Source organism: Bradyrhizobium sp. IC3195, assembly GCF_020193585.1.
Taxonomy (GTDB): Bacteria; Pseudomonadota; Alphaproteobacteria; order Rhizobiales; family Xanthobacteraceae; genus Bradyrhizobium; species Bradyrhizobium yuanmingense.
On the sequence record NZ_JADYVG010000020.1, the window covers coordinates 86,312 to 105,108 of the forward strand.

General features: G+C 57.6%; 22 protein-coding genes and 1 pseudogene. 1 reads left to right on the forward strand and 22 read right to left on the reverse strand.

Annotated features, from left to right (window positions below; all coding sequences use genetic code 11):
- Nucleotides 1-224 precede the first annotated feature (224 nt).
- The 12 genes and pseudogenes from I6F09_RS29045 to I6F09_RS29100 all read right to left on the reverse strand — a co-directional run.
- Nucleotides 225-725: pseudogene (locus I6F09_RS29045) on the reverse strand (aminotransferase class I/II-fold pyridoxal phosphate-dependent enzyme); the annotation flags it as partial.
- Nucleotides 726-766: 41 nt separating this feature from the next.
- Nucleotides 767-1,036 (reverse strand): DUF6129 family protein, encoded by a 270-nt coding sequence (locus tag I6F09_RS29050; RefSeq protein ID WP_225129559.1) that lies wholly within the window; start codon nt 1,034-1,036, stop codon nt 767-769.
- 34 nt (nt 1,037-1,070) lie between these two features.
- Entirely contained in the window at nt 1,071-1,430 is a 360-nt protein-coding gene (locus I6F09_RS29055) for a DUF3024 domain-containing protein (RefSeq protein ID WP_225129561.1), read from the reverse strand.
- A gap of 14 nt (nt 1,431-1,444) precedes the next feature.
- Nucleotides 1,445-1,684, reverse strand: coding sequence for a nitrogen fixation protein NifZ (locus I6F09_RS29060; protein ID WP_225129563.1), 240 nt, complete (start codon nt 1,682-1,684; stop codon nt 1,445-1,447).
- Nucleotides 1,681-1,995, reverse strand: coding sequence for a nitrogen fixation protein NifZ (locus tag I6F09_RS29065; RefSeq protein WP_225129565.1), 315 nt, complete (start codon nt 1,993-1,995; stop codon nt 1,681-1,683). The genes I6F09_RS29060 and I6F09_RS29065 overlap by 4 nt, the downstream gene beginning before the upstream one ends.
- 357 nt (nt 1,996-2,352) lie before the next feature.
- On the reverse strand, nt 2,353-2,577 hold the full coding sequence (locus I6F09_RS29070; RefSeq protein WP_225129566.1) for a 4Fe-4S binding protein: 225 nt from the start codon (nt 2,575-2,577) through the stop codon (nt 2,353-2,355).
- A 9-nt stretch (nt 2,578-2,586) separates the two neighbouring features.
- Nucleotides 2,587-4,086 (reverse strand): nitrogenase cofactor biosynthesis protein NifB, encoded by a 1,500-nt coding sequence (gene nifB / locus I6F09_RS29075; protein WP_225144561.1) that lies wholly within the window; start codon nt 4,084-4,086, stop codon nt 2,587-2,589.
- 640 nt (nt 4,087-4,726) lie between these two features.
- Nucleotides 4,727-5,065 (reverse strand): hypothetical protein, encoded by a 339-nt coding sequence (locus I6F09_RS29080; RefSeq protein ID WP_225144492.1) that lies wholly within the window; start codon nt 5,063-5,065, stop codon nt 4,727-4,729.
- 241 nt (nt 5,066-5,306) lie between these two features.
- The gene (nifT, locus tag I6F09_RS29085; RefSeq protein ID WP_027571421.1) at nt 5,307-5,531 is read right to left on the reverse strand and encodes a putative nitrogen fixation protein NifT; all 225 of its coding nucleotides are present in this window, start codon (nt 5,529-5,531) and stop codon (nt 5,307-5,309) included.
- Nucleotides 5,528-6,694, reverse strand: coding sequence for a cysteine desulfurase NifS (gene nifS / locus I6F09_RS29090; protein ID WP_225189618.1), 1,167 nt, complete (start codon nt 6,692-6,694; stop codon nt 5,528-5,530). The genes nifT and nifS overlap by 4 nt, the downstream gene beginning before the upstream one ends.
- 100 nt (nt 6,695-6,794) lie before the next feature.
- A complete protein-coding gene (locus tag I6F09_RS29095) occupies nt 6,795-7,031 on the reverse strand; it encodes a NifU family protein (protein ID WP_306469170.1) in 237 nt (78 codons plus the stop codon).
- Nucleotides 7,031-7,351 (reverse strand): iron-sulfur cluster assembly accessory protein, encoded by a 321-nt coding sequence (locus I6F09_RS29100; protein WP_225129572.1) that lies wholly within the window; start codon nt 7,349-7,351, stop codon nt 7,031-7,033. Before I6F09_RS29100 ends, I6F09_RS29095 begins: the two co-directional genes overlap by 1 nt.
- Before the next feature lie 263 nt (nt 7,352-7,614).
- Between I6F09_RS29100 and I6F09_RS29105 the strand changes: the two genes are divergently transcribed.
- Nucleotides 7,615-8,205, forward strand: coding sequence for a hypothetical protein (locus I6F09_RS29105; RefSeq protein ID WP_225129648.1), 591 nt, complete (start codon nt 7,615-7,617; stop codon nt 8,203-8,205).
- An 8-nt stretch (nt 8,206-8,213) separates the two neighbouring features.
- Here I6F09_RS29105 and I6F09_RS29110 read toward each other — a convergent pair whose 3' ends face one another.
- From I6F09_RS29110 to nifD, 10 genes are all read right to left on the reverse strand, one after another.
- The gene (locus tag I6F09_RS29110; RefSeq protein WP_225129574.1) at nt 8,214-8,609 is read right to left on the reverse strand and encodes a Rieske 2Fe-2S domain-containing protein; all 396 of its coding nucleotides are present in this window, start codon (nt 8,607-8,609) and stop codon (nt 8,214-8,216) included.
- Between the two features lie 479 nt (nt 8,610-9,088).
- Complete coding sequence (locus I6F09_RS29115) at nt 9,089-9,928, reverse strand: host specificity protein (protein WP_225144491.1); 840 nt, start codon at nt 9,926-9,928, stop codon at nt 9,089-9,091.
- A gap of 914 nt (nt 9,929-10,842) precedes the next feature.
- The gene (gene fdxB, locus I6F09_RS29120) at nt 10,843-11,139 is read right to left on the reverse strand and encodes a ferredoxin III, nif-specific (protein WP_225140382.1); all 297 of its coding nucleotides are present in this window, start codon (nt 11,137-11,139) and stop codon (nt 10,843-10,845) included.
- A gap of 12 nt (nt 11,140-11,151) precedes the next feature.
- On the reverse strand, nt 11,152-11,352 hold the full coding sequence (locus tag I6F09_RS29125; protein ID WP_225144490.1) for a CCE_0567 family metalloprotein: 201 nt from the start codon (nt 11,350-11,352) through the stop codon (nt 11,152-11,154).
- Nucleotides 11,349-11,825: a NifX-associated nitrogen fixation protein gene (locus I6F09_RS29130; RefSeq protein WP_225144489.1), complete on the reverse strand. Its 477-nt coding sequence runs from the start codon at nt 11,823-11,825 to the stop codon at nt 11,349-11,351. The genes I6F09_RS29125 and I6F09_RS29130 overlap by 4 nt, the downstream gene beginning before the upstream one ends.
- Nucleotides 11,826-11,831: 6 nt before the next feature.
- The gene (nifX, locus tag I6F09_RS29135; RefSeq protein ID WP_225129584.1) at nt 11,832-12,227 is read right to left on the reverse strand and encodes a nitrogen fixation protein NifX; all 396 of its coding nucleotides are present in this window, start codon (nt 12,225-12,227) and stop codon (nt 11,832-11,834) included.
- Nucleotides 12,224-13,633 carry a nitrogenase iron-molybdenum cofactor biosynthesis protein NifN gene (nifN, locus tag I6F09_RS29140; RefSeq protein ID WP_225129586.1) on the reverse strand — a complete coding sequence of 470 codons (1,410 nt, stop codon included), beginning with the start codon at nt 13,631-13,633 and terminating at the stop codon, nt 12,224-12,226. The genes nifX and nifN overlap by 4 nt, the downstream gene beginning before the upstream one ends.
- A gap of 9 nt (nt 13,634-13,642) precedes the next feature.
- Nucleotides 13,643-15,289 (reverse strand): nitrogenase iron-molybdenum cofactor biosynthesis protein NifE, encoded by a 1,647-nt coding sequence (gene nifE / locus I6F09_RS29145; protein ID WP_225129588.1) that lies wholly within the window; start codon nt 15,287-15,289, stop codon nt 13,643-13,645.
- 96 nt (nt 15,290-15,385) lie between these two features.
- Nucleotides 15,386-16,942 (reverse strand): nitrogenase molybdenum-iron protein subunit beta, encoded by a 1,557-nt coding sequence (nifK, locus tag I6F09_RS29150; protein WP_225189619.1) that lies wholly within the window; start codon nt 16,940-16,942, stop codon nt 15,386-15,388.
- A gap of 66 nt (nt 16,943-17,008) precedes the next feature.
- Nucleotides 17,009-18,511 (reverse strand): nitrogenase molybdenum-iron protein alpha chain, encoded by a 1,503-nt coding sequence (nifD, locus tag I6F09_RS29155; protein ID WP_225129591.1) that lies wholly within the window; start codon nt 18,509-18,511, stop codon nt 17,009-17,011.
- Nucleotides 18,512-18,797: the final 286 nt, after the last annotated feature.

An 18,797-nucleotide genomic window follows, 5' to 3' on the forward strand; every position in this document is an offset into this window, starting at 1 on the left:
CCGACGATCTCGACTCGGGCACCTTGGCGCGTGGGGGCTCAAGCCGCGCCTTAGACGCCGCGCCTTTTGTACTATCGAGCAGGTATTCTTCACCCGCTTGGAGCATTTCTCGCGCGGACTTAACACGAGTGCGTGCCTCCAACCGCACGGCGTGCTCCCGCATTTGTGTGGATCACGATCCGCACCAGGCAACGCTGCCACAAGCGACGTATGCTCAATCCGTCCTTGTAGCTCGATCCAATCGCCTCGGTGTAATCCTCCAAAAGCAGCAGCTGATGGCGCTGCGCGACCGCACGCAGTTCCGACCACGGCGCGGGATGACCGTTAGGATTGCCGGCGACAATCGCCCGCGTGTTGGCCGTGATGCGCTCTTTGGCCTTCGCTGGGACTAATGCTCCCGACCAATAATCGACATCTGCAAATACCACTCGTGCGCCCGCGAGACTGGTGGCATGCGCGGTTTCGCGAAAGGAGTAGGGCGAGGCGAAAACCTCCTGCCCCGGGCCGATGCCGAGCGCCTTCAGCGCAAGCAGGAGCCCGATGGTACCACTCGAGACCGCATCAGCATATTTGCGACCAAGATAGGCGGCGAAAGCGTGCTCAAACGCCTCAGTGATCCGCCCGTTGGAAATTTGCGGCGAACACAGCAGCGTCTCCACGGCAGAGAGCTCAGAGAAGGTGATATCGGAATCGAACAGTGGAATGAATGATGTATTCTCCTCCACAGTGTGCGCACCATCAAGCCGATACTCTGCTAGTTCAGTGCTCACCGCCGCACATTCCTTTTGGCCAATACGATGCCGGTCGCCCGCGTCGGATCGGCCGTAATCTGCACGCAGTGATCTGATCCATCGATCAGATGAAGGTCGAAACGCGGAAACTGCCGGAACGGCTGATCCGCCACATCCGACGCATCACAGCGCACCCAAGCAAGCTGTGGAAAGCGGTGCCGCAGCTCGACAAACGGACCCATCTCGGCGCGATCGGCTGCAAGCAGCCGCTCGATTTCGATCAATTCCTCCGCGGTGAGCGCCATCGTGGCTCCTCTATGACTCGTCAAAGGCGCGGCGTCATTGCCAGAACAGACGCTCCGGATCCGCATTCAATTCGTCGATTGCAGAAGTCAACCGATGGTAAAGGCTGTAAAATTCCCAGGTTCCTCGCGCGTGGTTCTTGCGAAACAGCTTCCAGATCCCGCTCACGGCATCATAATGAATCAGTGCGACATCGATGAGAGCGCCATCCTTGTCGATGTTGCGCGAGCAACAGGGGCTCTCGACGAGGTAGCCGCCCCTCACCGGCGTCACGTTCGGCGAGACGTAGAGATAACGCTTGCGCGAGCTCAAGCCGCGCTCGATCCGTTTGCGATCGAGTTCGTTGGGGTGAGGCACCAGCCCGGCCTTTACCGTTCTCATCAGCGCGGCATTCATCGCGAAGCCTCCATTCAAAGCACTGTGATTTCTTCTTCAAGACAGCCGATGAGCATCTGCTCACCAAAATCGACAATATAGATCGGCACGTTCGCTTCGGTATGGATCGCGACGTTGATGATCTCGCCGGTCGCTCCGGCCGCGAGCAAGACTCCCTCGGGCTCCATGTCGGGATATGAGTGGTCGTTGATGAGGTCGACTGCGGTTTTGACCCGCTGGCCCCGCTGATATTTCGGAACGCCGGGCTGAGTCATGACTCCTCCGGGAATGGCAGATCATCGATCTCCTCGCACGTGTCCACCGGCTCTAGCTCCTTGCGCTTCATGCCAACGCGGTAGCCGCTTTCCAAAAACTCAACGCCGTAGATGTAGAATTGCTGCAGGAACGTGCCGATCGAGACGACATAACCGACCTCCCCCTTCTTGACTAAGACGTCGCCAATCTCCTTGCCGCGATAGGTGCCATCATTGCGGATGGTGCGATTGGCTCGCAGCTTTTGGCCAAAGCTGAAGACGGGCGGGTCGCTGAGCTCGACGACGTCGCTGTCGCGAACAATGCTGTTCATGTACCGCTCCTCATGCATCGCTCCCTCTAGAGATGTAGGAAGCTGCCTCGCCCACGGCAGGCGAGATCCTGCATCACTTCATACTCGCGCGGCGTGGTCAGTCTCATCGACGACAGCAGCGCTGGGTAGGAAGGCCGCTCTCGGAATCGCGAAACGCCTTGGACCGCCGCGCAGAATGAAATGCCCGCCAGGGCCGTGCTGCCGACCAGCAACAGCACGATCGCAGGGCAAGCCAGCGCAGTCGTCGTCCGTGATGGAGGACCGAACGTCGGCGTCCGCGCCGCCGCCAACGCGCAGCACGAAGCTTGCGACGTTTTCAGCACCCGCTCTTGGCGTGCCGTTCATGGGGTTCACACTTTAGACTGGCGCCTGGTAGCGAGGAAAGGACGTGTCAACCACACAGGTATTGTCGACCGGACAGGCGGCGACGCATTGCGGCTCGTCGAAATAGCCAACACATTCAGTGCATTTCGCCGCTTCAATGACAAAGCTGCCCCCCTTCTCCGAGATAGCAACGTTCGGGCATAAGGGTTCGCAGGCTGAACAGCTCGTACACTGCGAGGCGATGATCTTGAATGGCATATATCCCCCTTAGCCTGCGGAGATCAGAGATCCTTGCGGGATCGCGGCGTCGCCGCGCTGCGCGTGCTGGATCTCCCCGCGTTTCACCTTATCCAGATAGGATCTGAACCAGGCGATCGCCGACTTCTCAATGAACTCATGGGCATATTGATCGACCGGCTCGATCCCTGCCTTGATCAGATTGCTTTTCGGGCAGCCGCCTATCTTGGAGACGAAGACCGCATGGCAGTCATGGATGCCACGCATGATGGCGGAAAGCCTGTCCTCCTCGCCATAACCGCCCTGGCAGTAAACGTCCACGCGGCGGTGGCCGACGAATTTGGCGCCGGATGTAGAAAGTTCGTAGACCTGGAATTCCTTTGCATGCCCAAAGTGCTCGTTGATCACCCCCGAGCCCTTGGTTGCGACGGCCACTAGAAGAGTGATCGCGCTCATCTCCCCGGCAAATTCCGCAAGCTCCTTTTGGGCGACCGCGACTCTGGCGGCACGCTCATGCTCTACCCTGCCCTGATATGCCTTGCGCATCTCTAGGTCATATTCGACGTCCATTTTCATGACCTGATCGGTGGTGAACTCTGCGCTGCGGTCCTGCCCGAGCAGACCGACCGCATCGGCCCGGCACTGGCGACAATGGCGCATAATTTTTATCTCTCCTTCACAAGCATCTTGCAGCGCCTTCAATTCTTGCGCCGTCGGTCCGCGCTGACCGTTGAGGCCAAATACTGTGCCGTGTTCGGGCGCGGAGATCAGCGGCATGATATTGTGAAGGAAGGCACCGCGCGACTTCACCGCCTTGTTGACCTCGATCAGGTGGTCGTCGTTGATGTTTGGGATCATCACCGAGTTGACCTTGCACAGGATACCTCGTTCGCTAAGCATCTCGAGACCTTGCAGTTGGCGATCGGTGAGTATTCTTGCCGCGTCAATACCCGTGTATCGCTTGTGGTTGAAGAAGATCCACGGATAAATCTTGGCTCCGATTTCGGGATCAACCATGTTGATGGTGATGGTGACGTGGTCAACCTTGGACTTGACGATGGTATCAACATAGTCCGGCAGTGCGAGTCCGTTCGTTGACAGACACAGTTTGATTTCGGGAGCGGCCTTGGCGACCAGCTCGAACGTCTTGAACGTCTTTGCTGGATTGGCCAGAGCATCGCCCGGTCCAGCGATGCCAAGCACCGTCATCTGCGGAATGCTGGTCGCGACCGCGAGCACTTTTCTGACCGCCTGCTCAGGCGTGAGCTTCTCGCTCACCACACCCGGACGCGATTCATTGGCGCAGTCGTATTTTCGGTTGCAGTAATTGCACTGGAGGTTGCAGGCAGGCGCGACCGCGACATGCATACGGGCGTAATGATGATGCGCTTCTTCGCTGTAGCAGGGATGGTTCTTGACCTTTTCCCAGATTTCGGTCGGCAGATCGCCTTGGCCTGCGTGCGAGCCGCAGCTCGCCTGTCCGGTCTTGGCCGAAGCGCGGCAGCGCTTATGCTCGGGGGCGGGCTGCATCATCTTGCCGCTATCCACTGCAGCTTTGACATACTTTCCGCGTTCATTTTCATTTTTCCCTGCTGGCATCATCGCCCCCCCAGGACGATCCGTGAGCGAGCCTCAAGAAGCTGGATAGCAACTTGCATGCCATGGCGCAGACGATGAAATTGCAGCCATACGCCAAGGAGTTAGCGGAAACCATCGTCGCTGGCGCACGAAAGAAGAGCAATGATGCGCTTGTTGACGATGCGACAGATACGTCGTCATTCTCACGCAGAGCTCCACGGCTTGCGCATGCTCGCGCTAAGCTCGCCGGAACCGGCTCCATCTGAACGGGTTTTCTCGCGTTGCGGCTCCCACGATACGAGCTGGGGGATCCGGGCTTCATAAGGCCACTAATGGGTGAGCAGTATCTCAACCGTGCAAGGGAACCCAATCGCAAGCGGTGTCAGGCGTTGCTCGAGTAGAAAGCGGAGCTCGTTGCGAGAGAGCGCGTCCCCATCAACGATGGCATAGTGGGTGCTGGCCGAGCGCTTGATGATCTACCGCCGCATAGCTACGCAACAGCTGTTCGTTGAAGCGACAGCCGATCAAGAGAAAGGTCTGTTCGCCTTTCCTTGATGGATGTCCGGAACTGGCGTCTGAATGTCGATTTCGGTCAACGCCTGACGTAGTCCGCGTCGGAGATAAGGAAGGTGTTGGCCGGCTGCACGCTGCCATGCGACTTGTACAGCACCCCCGTCGCCCAGCTGACGGCCACGGCACTGCCGACCTCTCGGCCAAGCGAATCGTAAAGGCGATACCAGCGATTTTCGCCAATGCCGACGCGGGTGATACCCTGCACTTCGACCCATCCATCGCGCTTATCCAGCGCCGGGCGCATGGCGGCATCATACCAGATGTCGACTATGACTCGCAGCGACAGGGACGCAAGATGATGGCGCGACCGCGTCGGCTGAACTGGCCGAGCGAAAGCCCGCGCCATCAATGCCGTCACGGCGGACCGATCTTTGCTGATCTCGACTTGTCGCGCCGACGCCAACGCATTGCCCCTAGCCGGCCGCGGCAGCGGAACCTCGCTCGAAGAAGCCGGGCAACGCCTCTGGCGTGGTCGACATATCGGATCTGCACAATTCGGCGAGGCCAGGACCGAGATGGGGAACAATGCTCGCGGCCCTCGTCCACGAGCGTGGCTTTTGCATCGGCCGCATCGACAAAGTCGATCTTCGGGGGCGCCTTCAGGGATCGTCCCCGTTCTCGCCCCGTTTTTTAGCGTTGATTGTGATCGGTAGCCGTGTGTCGCTCGCCATCTCGGGCAAATCGAGCACCCAGCCATTAGCTACTTTGATCCAGCCGCCCCATAGCGTCTCGTGCTCGGATTCCACGATTGGCTCTTCGAGATCCTTTTTTGGCACGTATATCGACAGGCCCGCGTCCGGAGACCGGCGGATCATGATTTTCACGTGGTCAACTCCTTGGCTGTGACGCAGGAGGTGGCGCGCAGGCGAGCCACGATGTCGGACACTGCGCACACGACCTCATCGACCTCCGCGAACGAGGTTTCACGTGACAGAGAAAAGCGCACCGCGCCGCGCATCCGCCACGCCGGCACCTGCATGGCACGCAGAACATGCGAAGGCTGCATTGAGCCGGAGTTGCAGGCTGATCCGAGCGACACGGCAATACCGGCCCGATTGAGATGGTGGGCGATGGCTTCGCCTTCGAGATGATCGAAGGCAATAGTGGCCGTGTTCGCTAACCGATTGCTGATATCGCCGAGCGCAACGCACTCGCCATTGTGCAAAATTCCCTGCTCTAGGCGGTCGCGCAACGCGCCAATGCGAACGCGCTCCGGTTCGAGCCGCTCCGCCGCGAGCTCGGCAGCCTTTCCCAGGCCGACGATGCCGGGAATATTCTCAGTCCCGCCGCGGCGTCCTCGTTCCTGTGATCCGCCGCAGATCAGCGGCCGGAATTTTGTCCCTTTGCGCAAATATAGCGCGCCGATTCCCTTGGGGCCGTGCAGTTTGTGCGCGGATAGCGACAGCATGTCGATCGCACTGTCCTTTAGGTTTACGCGCACCTTACCGATGGACTGGACTGCATCGGTGTGAAACAGCGCGCCCGCCTCACGGGTCAACCCGGCCAGAAACTCTACAGGGAATATCGTTCCGGTCTCGTTGTTGGCCCACATAACCGAGGCGATCGCTGTGCGTGGCCCGAGCGCGCAGCGAAACGCCTCGATATCGAGCCGGCCGCGGGAATCTACGGGTACGATGTGCGTCTTGACTCCTCTTGCCGCCAATTGCTTGGTTAACGCAAGAACGGCGGAGTGCTCTACCGAGGTGGTGACAATCTCGTCTCGGTCTTCCTGCGTCGCAAGCGCAGAGAGGATCGCGGCATTATTCGCCTCGGTCCCTCCCGAAGTGAAAACGATTTCTTGATCGTATGCGTTCCCTAACAGGCCCCGCAAGCTATGCCGGGCCTGCCTCACAGCGACCGCGACCTCGTCGCCAAAGGCATGCGTCGAAGAGGCATTGCCGAATTGCTCGGTGAAGAACGGCAACATGGCTTGTACAACGGATGGATCGCTCCGGGTCGTTGCATTGTTATCGAGGTAGATCGGCATTCTATTCCTCGCTCATCCATTGCCTCGCCTGCAGCAGCAACGGGGACCAGATTCAATTCGCCGAATTGATCAACCAGCCGCGCCTGAATGCCTTCCAGCGTCACCCGCGAAGTCTACAAACCGTGCAGGCACCGGTCAGCGTGACCATGATCCTGCTGCTGCCATCGATGCCTATCAGCTGACAGTCGCCATCATCGCGTGGCAGATTGGGGCGTATCTCTTCGAGAGCCCCGCGAATGCGACGCTTTAGGTCTGTCGCAGTGGACGACGATTGCCTCAGTTGTTCGGCCGGCATGCTTCGATATGTCCTCTTCATCAGCTGAACGATTTTTTTCATCAGCTGAACGATTTTCCGCAGGAGCAGTTCGCGGTGGCGTTCGGGTTGTGAAAGGTAAAGCCAGAACTCTCCAGTGCCATCACGAAATCGATGGTCGTGCCGACCAGATGCTCACGGCTCTTGTTATCGACGAACACCTTCAACCCGTCGCATTCGATCACGGTGTCGTCAGGCTTCGGTTCCTCGGCCAGGCCCATCTTGTATTTAAATCCATTGCAGCCGCCTGCTTCGATCATGACGCGCAGACCGCCGGTCGGGTGCGCCGACGATGAAATCGCGCTCTTGATTGCATTCACTGCGCTGTCCGTCAGGTTGATCACGGCTTTCCCTCATCAGCTTGGATCTAGCTGTTAAGGGCAAGTCACGTGCCAGCGCGCAGGCGCTTGATGATGCGCACTTTTTCGGACCGCGCCTGTTGACTTTGGAACCGGTGTTGGGTTCCTGACACGACTAGGCGCGGCCCCCTGACGCGTTTTCTTTCTAAGCTACGCGCGGGCAGCTACGCATGCAACGGCAAGCAATTTGCATCGCATCTGGCACCGGCCAAGGCGTCGGTGAAGAGCTTAGATCGAGGACGAATTTAATGACTGCAATCGAGAACACCGCACTCGGCAGATTTGAGAAGGAGGGCCGCCTGCTCAACGCCGTACTCAAAGGCGCGACTACCAAGCCGGGCCGGTTCGGCTTTCGTGGCGACGTCGCACTGAAGTTCCAGACTCAGGTCGCCGACGAGAAGCGACCGCCGGACTATTCGATCGAGCAGGTTCTGACGATCGCGCAGGACGGAGAACGCACTATTCCGGTGCTGGCCGGCTACCTACACTCCTTCGCGTATCTTGCTGACGTCGCGACCGTCCTTGACGGCGCCTTAAGCCCAACCGGCAGCTACTTCATGTTTTGCAACAACATCGATTTGCTGGCGAAATATCGAATCAAGTTCGGTGATATCAACTTTCACGTCTTGCCCTGCGATGAATCGACCGTTTGGAAGGAGATGATGGAGCTGGTCGGGCTCAACAAGGACGACATCAAGAAGCTCGATCCGGGCGGCAAGCTTGATTACCTCCTCGATGCCGCAAAGGATCTCGATCTGTCCTATGAGGAGATCTCTTACGACGGCGGGCTAAAGAGGATGGAGCCGGTGAAAAACCGCAACGAGAACCGCCCGGTCTGAGGCGGTCTTCAGTTGTTTGGCGATGCATCGTCTTCGACAAGACGCACGCCGAGGACACAGATATCACCATCCAGAACTGCCAACGCGATCGGCGTGAGCGCTCTACCCTGACATGGACCTTCGACGCACCGCCCGGTGCCGAGTTCGAAGGTCGAACCGTGCTTGCCGCACATCAGCCGGATGCCGCAAGGATCCAGGAATTGGTTCTGCTCCCAATCCAATTTGACGCTGTTGTGCGGGCATTTATTGACATAGCCAAGCACTTTTTTGCCCCAGCGCACCACAATGATGGACCACGGCCGGTGATTGCCGTCATCTTCAACGACCATAAGATGGAATCCCATGGCTTGGCGGCTCGGAATGTCGTTAAAGCCGCAAATTGCATAGATGGGATTTGGCTGCATTCATGCTCGCTTATTGCAAGGCGCTTTTCATTGCGTTGTGCAATCAACGTGCAAGAAGTGTGCAAGTGCCTGAGCGGATCGTGTCTGTGGTAATCCAATGCGCAAGCTTATTGCAGCTCACCCCATTACCAACGCACAATTAGGCCAGTTCGTTCGACGATTGGGCCGTGCTGCCCTTCCATGAAGCCCGCCCAGCTACAGCTTTCGGCTTCAAGCATTCTGCACGATTTGCCGGATAGCTACATGCGGTGGCTGGTCGTTGCTGCTCGTTGATGGCCACGGCCGTGGCAACCCCGTTAGGGCCCCTCGGATCGCCTATCCCCCGCGAGCATCGTAAGAGCCTCGGAGAGGGGCTAGACGGTCGTTTCGGCCGCCGGGGCGACGCTGCGAGCGTCGCCCCCTTGAAGTAAGACCATTGCGTCCGCTATAGAACGGTCGAAAGCCCATCATTTCAGGCCCGGTGCTGCTATGCAGCCAATTTACTCGAGGGGCATTCGCCTAAGAGCGCGCTCCAGGTAAATTGAAGCGCCGTCGTCCGAGGAATCCGAGTCGTAGCTTCTCTGAGGACCGACATCACTGCCCCCAGCTTTGGAAAGATACTTCGTAGGCTTGTCTACACGCTGCCACTTGTCATTCTCGTTCTTCGTCCACACTTCGGGATTTTGGTGAGGATCAAGCACCCAGTGGTTACGGCCCACGTGAACAAAACCCATGTCCGCAAGGCGGGGTTCCATGCCTGGTAAGGCCGGCCTCGACATGATCAGCGGATGGTCGCCGTCCTCTCGCAGTAGATGTTCTAGCAAGATGTCGCCAGCGTTCTCGACAAGCGGATGAGTTACCCTAAGATCTACCACGGACGTGATATCGTTCCGCCCAAACTGTTGTTGAAATTGGTCTCCTTTGATCCGAACCGGGCCTCCTGCTCTTAATAGCCCGACAATTTCGTCGCCCAACCGGTAGCTGTAAAATCGTGCTGGCTTATTTGGATCGTCGTAGGTGTAGGCGTAACTTCCAGCAACGGTTGCTGCGCGCTCAGCCTTCTCGGAGACGAAATCTGAGTATTCCTGTGGGTTCTCGGCGATCTGCATGATATCGCTGCGCAAGAACCTCTCGACTCCTCTCCTGAAGGTTTCGCGGTCGGGGATCTCTCTAATGGGCGGTTCGGAAACGAGAGAGTATGACGCCGCTGGTTCGGATGACGACCCACTTGGTTCCATCCCTGCAACTGTTTCCGCAAATCGGGGACTATCTCCCGCTTCTGACGAATCGTCATTACCGGTTGTGAACTGGCTGGATGAGCCAACGATTCTGCCATACATCAGACCGCTCTCCTATGAGAAAAGTTGCACGCAATCGAGCTCGCCCACGCGCGGCTCTGCCTGCAAGGATAGAATTCCTAGCTGACCACAACCTGACCAAAGCACTCAGCGTTTACACGTGGCTACCCCGCGCAGTCTGCGCGTAGCTGCGACTAGCCGCGATCTGTGGGTGGAATCGCACGTAATATCGGCGGCTACGATCCGTCGAAGAAACCGATGCTTATGATAATGACTTGCACGTTCCTATTAGCAGATGGGTTACCCCGCCCGACCACGTACATCGACCCATGAACCCGCAACGAGAATTAGAGACCTGCGTGCCAATTGTTCCGCGTCCTGATTTTGCGATGTGCGCTCGATGCCCATGTGCTCTATTGCAACGGCCTGTACTGGGCAGCGAAATGTCGTCCCCGCTGGGCGTGTGCAAAAGACCAACTAAGGTGTTCCCGGCGCATCCCGTCCCTGTAGAATCGACCATCTAGGCAGACACCATTGTCCACGATCGGCGGCGCGGCGGGAACATAAGCTTCTCCTGATCCGCAAGCAGACATGCACAGGATCCGCTCGGATCAAATCGCCAGATGTAGTGGCTAACTGCCTTTCAAAGTAGACTCCTCGGCCTCAATCATGACAGGCTTCAATCCACTTAGTGCGGCGCGAGGCGCAGCTCGCCTCCTACGAATACGCGAACCTTGGGGACGAGTGGTTCGTGAGCAACGGATATTATGCCGGCATGACATAGCCCGAGGCCCCAACCATCGCCCGGTAATGCTTACGCTTTCGCCGCTCGATCTTGCTATTCGATGCTTGGTCGACATCCTTCTGGCATGCCGTCCTCACCTGAGTTCACCTGATCACAATTGCGCCTTGCCTCACGTATATCTCGCCTGCCACAACAGGACGAGTGTGTTCGCTCACGCTGCTTCAGGTACCGCCGAAGTGTGCGTCTGGCAGTTGGCCGGGCAAACCCTGGCGCATGCACCGCAGCCGATGCAGGCGCCTTGATCATTCAGAACCATAATTTTCTTTTCGATCTCATCGTCCTCGTCGTCGAGGTCGACAAGTTCGCCTCCCTCACCGATTCCTTTCAAAGTCATGACATCTCGACCGCACACCTTGAAACAGCGGCCACAGCCGATGCATTTCTTTGCATCGATCGTGATCAAGTATTGTGGCGTCCAGTCGCGTCCGTCTCGTGTTTGGAACGACATGCATTGCCCCTTTTAAGTATTCTCTAGCGCCTTCAAGGCGAGACTCTCGCGCTCAAGTTCGGCATAAGCATCGTACGTCTTCTGCGCGACCACCATGATCGAGGTCCAGTTGATGGGCAATTCTTCCGAAAGGTCGTGCAGATCCAGCTTGGCCTGTATCGCCTTGGCGGACACTTTCCTTAGTTCGGCCTTCAGTGTTTCACGATCGCTCATGAATATCCCCAATAGTTCGCCACCTCCGGAAATTTCCAAATCAGGCCGATTCCGTCGCTGACACATTTGTCGCCCTGCTGCGCGAGCTTCACCAAACTATCAAATCCGAAGCGATACACATCGCGCAGCTGCTTGTTCACGGCGATCAGACGGCCTGAGATGAGCACCATGCGGGCGAATCCTTCATGATGCAGATCCAGAATCGGCTGGGTCATCGCGCCGGTCTCCCTCTCGATCGAGAGCGCGACCGCATCGAAGAAAAGCTTAAGCCGCCACAGTGGATCGGGATCAGGATCACCGATAATCGGCAATGCGCGCCGTTTCTCCTTGTCCAGAATATAGAGTTCGAGCAGATCGAGATCGCTCCTCGCCTCCAAGGCTCCGTTGGTGTCCTGAGCACGCCAAACCTTGATCAACTCCACGAGGAACGGCGCGTCGGCGGCGTTTCCCTGCTGCTCTATTTTAGCGGTCATATCACCTCATTCGTCGAACTCGAAGGTTCGCCGTCGGTCTTTTGCCATAGCCTTGCGTAGCCAGGGAGGTGGCGTGCCCTTCAGTACGCGCTCGAGTTTCTCGAGCAACACCAGAATGCTTTCTGGCTTGTTCACCTTGATAGGATGGATCTTGTTGGCGACCACTCGCGCAGCCCCAGCACCGCCAATGGCGCCGACGTAAAGGATTGCGCAATCCTTGATTGCGTCGATCTTGGGCGCCAACTTGTCGTCGTTGCCGTCTTCCTTTAGATCGCCCTCAAACTCAACCGCTTTGAGAAACACGTGCCCGCTAGGCGTGACATCGTAGATCGCGATATTCTTTGCCCAACCAAAATGGGCATCGACGCGTTTCAGGTCCTGAGTGGCAAACGCGACCTTCATGCACTCGACCTCTCAGCTGCGCCGGTGGAACTGCGATATCCCGAGCATCGCGGCGATCCGGCCGCAGTTCGCCATTTGTCGGGCGTAGGCCGATCGTTCTCCTCACGATGCGCGATCACGAGATTGGCGATATCGAAGACCAGATTGCGGGTACCACGATAGCCCACGGATAGTTGGTGTCCCGCACCAAGTCGGTCGAACATCGGAAAACCCGTACGATAGAACGGGACTTTCAGCCGAGCAGCCGCTTGCCTGCCATGCGAGTGCGTGATCAGCAGGTCGCAATGCTTTGTTTTGGCAAGCCCTTCCAGATCCTCGAGATCGCCAATGAGTACCTCCTTGGTCTTAATCCGCTCGATCACCCCCGACTGAGTGGTCGTCACGGCCGCCGTCACCTGCGCGCCCATATCGTGGAGCATGCCGGATAGATCGAACAGGAGGTCTGGCTCAGCGCCGATCGCAACTTTGCGACCGCCAATATGGAAGTGCGCGTCCAGCATTGCATCGGCGAGCTGACCGCGCTGGCGCCGATACTTCAACGGTATGGGGCGACCGCTGATCTCGCTCAAGAACGTCATGAATTCGTCGTTCGGACACAGGCCACACAACCGCTCGAAGACACGAAAAGGCACGCCGGTCTTGCCCTGCATGACCTCTGCCGCCCGCTGCATCTGCGCGCCGATCGCAATCGTCCACCCGGCGCGGCCCATGCTCGCAATTTCGTCGACGCTGATGCCGCCGATGGTCGTTGGCGTAAACTCATCGGGGATATGCCCATCGAGCGATCCCGCCAGATCAGGGAGGAAGGACGGGATCAACCCGAAATCCTCCAGTATGACACGGAGTTCATCAAGGTCGCCGGGCGTGAGGTGACATCCCGGCAGAACATTCACCTTCGATGGATCCCGCAGGCCGCTGGCGTTGGGCCCTTCCACCAGCACCTCCACAATGCGCGCCACAGCCTTTTCCCAGCCGTCCTGGAACGCGCCCTTGAAATCCGGCGTCGAGACATACACCAGTGGCAACTTTGCGAGTTGCGGATGATTGCTCCGGATTAGCTTGAGGTAGGCATCCACATCGTCGCCGTTGGTCTCGGTGATACCGGTCGAGCAGATTCCGATGATCTTTGGCTTGGTTCGGTTATAGATGTTCAGTATAGCGTGCTCGAGATTCTCATAGCCGCCGAGTACGGTCGCGACCTCGCTCATCGCGGTGGTCTGCAGCGGTACTGCCTCTTTGAAATGCCGGACAAAGAGCGTGAGACCGAAGGATGTGCACCCCTGGGAGCCGTGCAGAAGCGGCATCGCCCCGCGCAGCCCCATGAACGCGAATGCGCCGCCGATCGGCTGACTCATCTTCAGCGGGTTGACAGCGCACGCTTTTGTCGGCGCCGTGACGATTGCCATGACGCCTCGCTATTCTGCGGCCTGTCGCATGGCAGATGGTTCGGACACCAAGATATCTTCGATGCGTCTTTGGCAGCAGCCACCGACCGCATTGGTATGCTCTCTGACCGCTGCGACGCTCTTCAGGCCGTGCGCATAGATTGCATCCTCAATCGTGCCCAAATCGACTCTGTTACACACGCAGATCTTCCTCGCGCGGCGCGCGGTTTCGGCGAGCGCCGGATCGCGGGCGATCGCGGCCATCGGCGATTGTATCTGCACCATCGCCTTGGCCAATGCTTCCCATGGTGCCGGTCGACGTAGCTGCTCCCACATCGGACTGGAGAGCGAATTATCGATCTCCTCCACCAGCTTGACCATTCCGACATAGCCCATATAGGCGTGGCAACGCTCCTGGTTGATATCGAGCCAGGGCATCGCCGCTTTCAGCGCGACGAACTGCGACTTGCCGCCCGATAGCATGATGTCCGCTTTTGCGTCCTTCAACATCTTATACATTTCGCGCGGCGTCATGTCCTCGATCATGTGGGCATCCTGCCCCATGAGCTCCTTGATGCGCTCCTTGTCCTTCCTGGTTGATTTCTTGACGCTGGTTCCGACTAATTCAAGCCCTGCTTCCTGGAGTGCCGCAACGACCGACCACGACTTGACGCCGCCGGTAATCAACAAGGCCTTCTTACCTTCGAATCGCGGCTTGTACGGCTCTATCGCAGCCCACGCCCACGCTTCCTCGCGCGCGATCACTGCTTCGGTGCGCCCGAGCAGATCTGTCGGCGCGCCGCGTTCAACCAATAAGCGGGCAAGCTGACGCAGCGATTCGCTCGAATCTTGAATACCGTAGAACGACCCCTCGAAGAACGGGATCCCGTAGCGTTGCTCCATCTTGCGTGCGACGTTGATCATCGACTTTGAGCACACCAACATCGCCGCCCGCGCGCGATGAGATGACGCGACTTCGCGATATTTGCCATCCCCGGAGATGCAGGAGAGAATCCGTACTCCAAGCTCGTCTAGCAATGGCTTCACTTGCCAGAGCTCTCCCGAAAGGTTGTATTCCCCGATCAGGTTGATGTCATACGGCGTGGTATAGTCCGGTTCTTGCGTCCCGATCACATACTCGAGCAAGGCCTCGCCGGCGAGCTTGTTACCGAGGTTCTTCGAGCCGACGAAGCCCGGCGAATTGATCGGGATCACCGGCTTTGCGAACCTTTGAGATGCTGCCTTACAGACTGCGTTGATGTCGTCGCCGATCATCGCCGGAATACAGGTTTGATAGACGAAGATGGCGGGCGGGTCGCACTTCTCGATGATCTCCTTGATCGCTTTGCAGAGCCGCTTCTCGCCTCCGAATACAATATCGGTTTCGCTCAAATCGGTTGTGAATGCAGTGCGCCACAGATTCGCGCCGGACGACGCCGCGCCGCGATTGTCCCAGGAATTTCCTTCGCACGCGATCGGACCATGCACCAAGTGAGCGACGTCGGTGAACGGCTGCAACGCAATCTTGGCGCCATCGAAAGCGCAGCCGCCGGCAGCGCTACCCGGCTGCAGCTGTTTGGTGCAGCCGTTCTTGCGTTCAGCCTCCGACTTACTGCCGTTCTTGGCGCAGCCCGGCTCGTCGAAAATATTCTGGAGCGTGGCCGCTAGTGAATTCATCCTTTTTCCTCTCAGCGCAAACTAATTGCGTGGTCAACCCTCGTGTGCTTGTGTCATCGTCAAGTGCTTTGGCGATGGCACGCGCACGGTCGCTCATCAACGAATGATATCGAAACTGTAGTCAGTTTTGCCAAGAACGTTTGTCTTCTTGTCCATCTCATCGAAGATCTTGTCCAGGATCTTCACCAGCACATTCAAGCCGCCCTGATAGCCCCATAGGGGGGAGCGGTGATGATGATGCCGATCAAAAACGGGAAAGCCGATGCGGATCAGTGGCGTTCCAGTATCGCGCTCCAGATACTTGCCATAGGTGTTGCCAATCAGAAAATCGACTGGCTCGGTGAACAGGAGTGAGCGCATGTGCCAGAGATCTCGGCCCGGATAGGCTTGGCAGCCCTGCCCAAATGGCGAGCTTGCAAGCAGCACCTGCATTTTTTCGTGCCACGCCTTGTTGCCGTTGGTGGACAGCACATGGGTCGGTTCGGCGCCGAGTTCGAGCAGAAACCCAGCCAACCCATAGCAAAGATCCGGATCGCCATAGATCGCGAACTTCTTGCCATGGATATGCGCGCTGGAGTCAGCGATCGCGTCGACCAGGCGGCCACGTTCTCGCGCGAGTTGCTCGGGAATCTCCTTGCCGCTGATGCGTGACAGCGCCAGGATAAAGTCATCCGTTGCCGATAAGCCCACGGGGTAGTTGAAGGATACGACGTCCTGTCCATGCTCAGCCACGAATGGCAGCGTTTTTTCGGTGCACCACTGCTGCATGGAGATTGTCGCCTTGGCGTGAACCGCGTTGGCCGCATCTTTCAGGGTCGTGCCTCCGTCATACATCCGGAACTCGCCGTCTGTCGGAGTATCGAAAACGTCAGAATTGTCCGCTAGAATCGTGTGCTGGATGTCCATTAACGCCAAGATGCGCTTGATCTCGCGAAGGTTTCCGACGGTATAGCCATCGAACCCACCAATGATGTTGATCGCCCCGTTCTGCTTGCGCTCCAGCTTCGGCGCTGTTCCGGCCTTACCGTCCCAAAAATGCTCCAGAATGCCCTTGAGCGCATTGTCATAACCGGTAACGTGGCTGCCGACGAACGCTGGCGTGTGGGCGAATGGCACGTCGAAGTCTGCCGGAACCGAGCCTTTTTCTTTCGACGTCTTGATGAAGGCGTTGAGGTCATCGCCGATCACCTCGGCCATGCAGGTCGTCGAGACCGCAATCATCTTGGGCTTGTACATGTTGTAGCTGTTCGCGAGCCCGTCGATCATGTTGTTCAGGCCGCCAAATACGGCAGCGTCTTCCGTCATCGACGAAGAGACGCAGGAGCTAGGCTCCTTGAAGTGCCGCGACAGATGGCTGCGGTAGTAAGCCACGCAACCTTGAGAGCCGTGGACGAAGGGCAGCGTGCCCTCAAAGCCAACAGAGGCGAATACGGCGCCAAGCGGCTGGCATGCCTTGGCCGGATTTACCGCTAGCGCCTCCCGCGCAAAGTTCTTCTGGCGATATTCGGCCGTTTTTGTCCATTCCTTGATACGCTCGACCTCGGCGGGATCGCGAGGATTCTCGAATATCTTCTTCTTAGCCAGCATCTGCTGGTATTCTGGACCGCGGAACAGCTCGAGATGATCGAGCACGTGTTCGGCACTCTGCGCCATTGTTGAAATCCTTCACTATCGAGGTTGGTGTCGCCCCGGCTTTCCCAAAGAGCGAGATAAGTTGATTTATTCAGCAGCCAGGAGCTTCGCCCTCGAAGCTTGATTCCAGGGGGCCTTCGTTTTCTTCCAGACCGGCGAGTTGATCGCCATGTCCATGTCGCGCGCAAAGATCGCAAAGCCGTCATAGCCGTGATATGGGCCCGAATAGTCCCAGGAGTGCATCTGCCGGAACGGCACACCCATCTTTTGGAAAATGTACTTTTCCTTGATACCCGAGCCGACGAGGTCAGGCTGGAGCTTTTCGACGAAGCGCTCGAACTCATAGCCATTGACGTCATCGTAGATGAGCGTGCTGTCCTTTACGTAATGCTGAGCTGTGCGCTGATAGTCGTCGTTGTGACCGAACTCGTATCCGGTGCCAATGACTTCCATCCCGAGGTCCTCGTATGCACCAATCACATGACGCGGACGGAGCCCGCCGACGTACAGCATCACCGTCTTGCCCTCCAGGCGCGGGCGATATTTTGCGATCACAGCGTTCACCAGCGGCTGGTACTTTTCAATCACCCGCTCGGCGCCTTCCTTAATCTTGTCGTCGAAATAGCCCGCAATCTTGCGCAGAGACTCTGCGATCTTTGAAGGTCCGAAGAAGTTATACTCGCACCAAGGGATACCGAACTTCTCTTCCATGTGGCGTGAGATGTAGTTCATGGAACGGTAGCAATGCAGAATGTTGAGCTTTGCTTTCGGGGTTGCCTCGAGCTCAGCCAGAGAACCGTCGCCGGACCACTGCGCGATCACCCGCAGGCCCATCTCCTCCAGCAGAATTCGTGATGACCAGGCGTCGCCGCCGATATTGTAGTCTCCGATGATCGCAACATCGTACGGCGTCGGCTCAAACTTTGGTTTGCCATCCGGCTCGAGCTGGTCGAAAATCCAATCGCGCACCGCGTCGTTGGCAATGTGGTGGCCTAGTGACTGCGACACACCCCGAAAGCCCTCACAACGGACCGGCACGATGGTCTTGCCGCCATATTCCTTGGATTTCGCTCTTGACACGGCCTCGATGTCGTCACCGATCAATCCGATCGGGCATTCCGATTGGATCGTGATGCCGTTGTTGAGTGGAAACAGCTCCTGGATTTCGTCAAGAATTTTGACCAGCTTTTTGTCGCCACCGAATACGATATCCTTTTCCTGGAAGTCGGAGGTGAACTGCAGGGTCACGAAGCTATCGATGCCCGTCGTGCCAACGTAATAGTTGCGTCGCGAGCCCCACGAATACTGACCGCAGCCGACTGGGCCATGGCTGATATGAACCATATCCTTGATCGGTCCCCAGACCACCCCCTTTGACCCTGCATAGGCGCAGCCTCTGATCGTCATCACGCCGGGTATGGATTTGATGTTGGACTTCACCCCGCAGTCTGATTTGCCGGCTTGGTGAACGTTGAGGTGCTTGGCACGCCGTTTCGCGGTTTTCTCCGGATAGACCTTCAGCACCTCCTCGATCAGCTCTTTGTTGCGAGCCCTGATTTCTGCGATGCTCTGGGTCGTGGCGAGACTCATCTGATGTCCTTCAAAGGTTAGCTGTTGTGAGGGCGGCTTCTTGCCAAGACTTCTGCAACCAGCATGCCAGCATCTCGTGAGCACAAAAAACAGAGCAATCAAAATCGCTTAGCGCGCCTCGTGCGGTGATAGGGGGTGTTGTTGCGAACCCGACATCACGCTTTGGGCAGAGAACTCTTGGCTTGGCCCTGTTCGAAATGGAACAAGGGCTGGTTATGGGTGAAATTGCCCGCCCAATACTCGAGCGTGTCCGCGATCGGAATACTCTGCAATCGGCGCTCGCCGA

Bases quoted from the DNA above. Each gene is read 5' to 3' on its own strand.
- I6F09_RS29050 (WP_225129559.1), bottom strand. From the start codon at position 1,036: ATGGCGCTCACCGCGGAGGAATTGATCGAAATCGAGCGGCTGCTTGCA.
- I6F09_RS29055 (WP_225129561.1), bottom strand. From the start codon at position 1,430: ATGAATGCCGCGCTGATGAGAACGGTAAAGGCCGGGCTGGTGCCTCAC.
- I6F09_RS29060 (WP_225129563.1), bottom strand. From the start codon at position 1,684: ATGACTCAGCCCGGCGTTCCGAAATATCAGCGGGGCCAGCGGGTCAAA.
- I6F09_RS29065 (WP_225129565.1), bottom strand. From the start codon at position 1,995: ATGAACAGCATTGTTCGCGACAGCGACGTCGTCGAGCTCAGCGACCCG.
- I6F09_RS29070 (WP_225129566.1), bottom strand. From the start codon at position 2,577: ATGCCATTCAAGATCATCGCCTCGCAGTGTACGAGCTGTTCAGCCTGC.
- nifB (WP_225144561.1), bottom strand. From the start codon at position 4,086: ATGCAGCCCGCCCCCGAGCATAAGCGCTGCCGCGCTTCGGCCAAGACC.
- nifS (WP_225189618.1), bottom strand. From the start codon at position 6,694: ATGCCGATCTACCTCGATAACAATGCAACGACCCGGAGCGATCCATCC.
- I6F09_RS29095 (WP_306469170.1), bottom strand. From the start codon at position 7,031: ATGAAAAAAATCGTTCAGCTGATGAAGAGGACATATCGAAGCATGCCG.
- I6F09_RS29105 (WP_225129648.1), top strand. From the start codon at position 7,615: ATGACTGCAATCGAGAACACCGCACTCGGCAGATTTGAGAAGGAGGGC.
- I6F09_RS29110 (WP_225129574.1), bottom strand. From the start codon at position 8,609: ATGCAGCCAAATCCCATCTATGCAATTTGCGGCTTTAACGACATTCCG.
- I6F09_RS29115 (WP_225144491.1), bottom strand. From the start codon at position 9,928: ATGTATGGCAGAATCGTTGGCTCATCCAGCCAGTTCACAACCGGTAAT.
- fdxB (WP_225140382.1), bottom strand. From the start codon at position 11,139: ATGTCGTTCCAAACACGAGACGGACGCGACTGGACGCCACAATACTTG.
- I6F09_RS29125 (WP_225144490.1), bottom strand. From the start codon at position 11,352: ATGAGCGATCGTGAAACACTGAAGGCCGAACTAAGGAAAGTGTCCGCC.
- I6F09_RS29130 (WP_225144489.1), bottom strand. From the start codon at position 11,825: ATGACCGCTAAAATAGAGCAGCAGGGAAACGCCGCCGACGCGCCGTTC.
- nifX (WP_225129584.1), bottom strand. From the start codon at position 12,227: ATGAAGGTCGCGTTTGCCACTCAGGACCTGAAACGCGTCGATGCCCAT.
- nifN (WP_225129586.1), bottom strand. From the start codon at position 13,633: ATGGCAATCGTCACGGCGCCGACAAAAGCGTGCGCTGTCAACCCGCTG.
- nifE (WP_225129588.1), bottom strand. From the start codon at position 15,289: ATGAATTCACTAGCGGCCACGCTCCAGAATATTTTCGACGAGCCGGGC.
- nifK (WP_225189619.1), bottom strand. From the start codon at position 16,942: ATGGCGCAGAGTGCCGAACACGTGCTCGATCATCTCGAGCTGTTCCGC.
- nifD (WP_225129591.1), bottom strand. From the start codon at position 18,511: ATGAGTCTCGCCACGACCCAGAGCATCGCAGAAATCAGGGCTCGCAAC.